The organism is Armatimonas sp., assembly GCF_031410135.1.
In the GTDB taxonomy this organism is placed as follows: domain Bacteria; phylum Armatimonadota; class Armatimonadia; order Armatimonadales; family Armatimonadaceae; genus Armatimonas.
On the sequence record NZ_JANNYP010000195.1, the window covers coordinates 1 to 2,121 of the forward strand.

The 2,121-nt window shown below is 56.9% G+C and carries 3 protein-coding genes; all 3 read right to left on the bottom strand.

All coding sequences use genetic code 11. The features are described 5' to 3' along the window. Positions 1–31: 31 nt before the first annotated feature. On the bottom strand, positions 32–223 hold the full coding sequence (gene rpsU / locus RMO15_RS07030) for a 30S ribosomal protein S21 (protein ID WP_309709754.1): 192 nt from the start codon (positions 221–223) through the stop codon (positions 32–34). A gap of 104 nt (positions 224–327) precedes the next feature. Further along, positions 328–978, bottom strand: coding sequence for a methyltransferase domain-containing protein (locus RMO15_RS07035; RefSeq protein WP_309709757.1), 651 nt, complete (start codon positions 976–978; stop codon positions 328–330). Next, positions 978–2,121 (bottom strand): prolyl oligopeptidase family serine peptidase (locus RMO15_RS07040; protein ID WP_309709760.1); only part of this gene is annotated, 1,144 nt, incomplete at its 5' end. The genes RMO15_RS07040 and RMO15_RS07035, both read right to left, overlap by 1 nt.

The following is a 2,121-nucleotide window of genomic DNA, read 5'->3' on the forward strand; positions in this document are numbered from 1 at the left end:
GGCACGGTGCGCGCAGGGGATCGGGAGAGGGCTATTTCTCTTCGTTTGCTTGACGAATCTTGCGTTTGCGAGCGGCTTCCGCCTTACGGCGCTTGTCGCTGGGCTTCTCGTAGAACTCGTGGGTACGGGCGGTTTTGAGGACGCCATCCTGCTGGAGGACTTTCTTAAAACGCTTGAGGGCCGCCTCAAGCGGCTCACCTGGTTTCAGATTGATTTGTGCCATGAATAATTCACCCCCTCCCGATCGTAAATTGCATAATTTTCGGTGTGACGCACACCGTGCCGGTGGCAATTATATCCCGGTTCGCAGTTTCAGTCAAGGTTGTGTTAAGGATGAACAGAGGGTTTGATCCACAAGAGCATGATATCGCGCCACTCTTTGGCCCAGTGGAGGCGTCTTGCCTCCGTTTGGATCTGCCATCCTGCGGCTTCGCGCTGCTCAAAGAACTCTAGGGCAGCAGGGCGGAGGGGGTCAGCGAGGAGGATTTCTTTGCCCAGGGTAGGGAGCAAGTCGGTGAGGGTGGGGTGGAGCAGGCGCTCGTAGAGAACATCAGCACCGATAACGAGATCGAAGTCGGTGAGCATTTTGGGCCAGCTGCGCCAGTCGCCTTTTTGCACCGTGAGGTTGGCGATCTGGTTGCGCGTGGCATTCTCACGACAGAGTGCCAGGCAGTCGTCGTGGTAGTCAGTCTGGACAACCTGCGCCGCGCCTAAGTGTGCCGCCACGAGCCCGACATAGCCCACGCCCGCTCCGATCTCTAAAATTCGCTTGCCTTGGACAAGAGCGGGATCGTCAGCGAGGCGTAGCGCCAGCGCGTGCGCGGACGCCCAGAGGAGGATGCCAAAGGGAAAGTTCGCCAGGTCTTCGTCGGTCTGTAACGGACGGATAAGGGCATCCTGATCCGTCACGCAGAGAAGCTCCCAGACACGACCGGCACACTCAACCGAGTGCGTGACGAGAGGGTAGTCGGAAAGCATCAGAGATTTTTGAGCAGAAAACCCAGCATCAGCCTCCGCGAGTGTTGGCTTTGCTGAGGGTTTCCAATGCCATGTCGGCTGGTGGGCGAGGGGTAGAACATCATCTCGAAGTCTTTCCCCGCTTTTTGGAGCCGATAAACAAGCTGCACGGAGTTCTGAAGGTGCACGTTGTCGTCCATCATGCCGTGTACCAAGAGGAGCTTGCCATGCAAATTTTCTGCTCCTTCCAAACACGACGCTGCCTTGTAGCCCTCAGGATTAAGCTGGGGGGTGCTCATGTAGCGCTCGGTGTAGATCGTGTCGTAGAACTGCCAGTCAGTTGGGGGAGCGCCCGCAATCCCGCACTTAAACATCTTGGAGTGGGTTAGCGCGTAGGCCGTCATGAAACCACCGTAGCTCCAGCCCTCTATGGCCAGGCGATCTTTATCGGCGTAGCCCTGGTCAATGAGAGACTTCAGCGCGTCCTCGATGTCCTGGAGCTCACGCACGCCGAGCTGCTTGTAGCTGCATTTTTGCGCCGCCGTGCCCCGTGGATTTGCCGTACGGTTGTCACACTTGAAGACAATGATCCCGCTCTGTGCCAGAAACTGATCCCGAACGCTACCATTAACAGCGCTATAGCTATTACGCGCCGTCGGGGCGCTGGGGCCTGCGTAGACGGGCATATAAACCGGGTAGCGCTTCTTGGGATCGTAGCCCGGCGGAAGCAAGAGAGTACCTTCCAGAACATAGCCATCGCGTGCTTTTATCGTCACGAACTTGCCGGTGCCGAGCTTGTACTGCTCTCCTGCCCTGGGCGGATTGTACTTGACCACCGTCTTGAGAACCGCGCCGGTTTTTCCCTCACAAAGACGGATCATCCCGGGATTTTCCGCAGTCGAGTACGTGTCGAAGAAGAACTCTTCGGAAGGGGAGAAGCTCACGGAGTGCGTCCCCATTCCTTGGGTCAGGCAAACGGGAGGTGTCTTTCCATCCAGTCGTGCCCGATAGAGGTGGCTCCCAGAGACATCTACACCATTGCCATCAAAGTAAACCAGGCCCTTTTCTTCATCGAGGCGAGTGACACGTTTCATGTCGTACGCACCCTTGGTTACCTGTGCCACAAGAGTGCCGTCTTGCTTGTAGCGGTAGAGATGCTTAAAG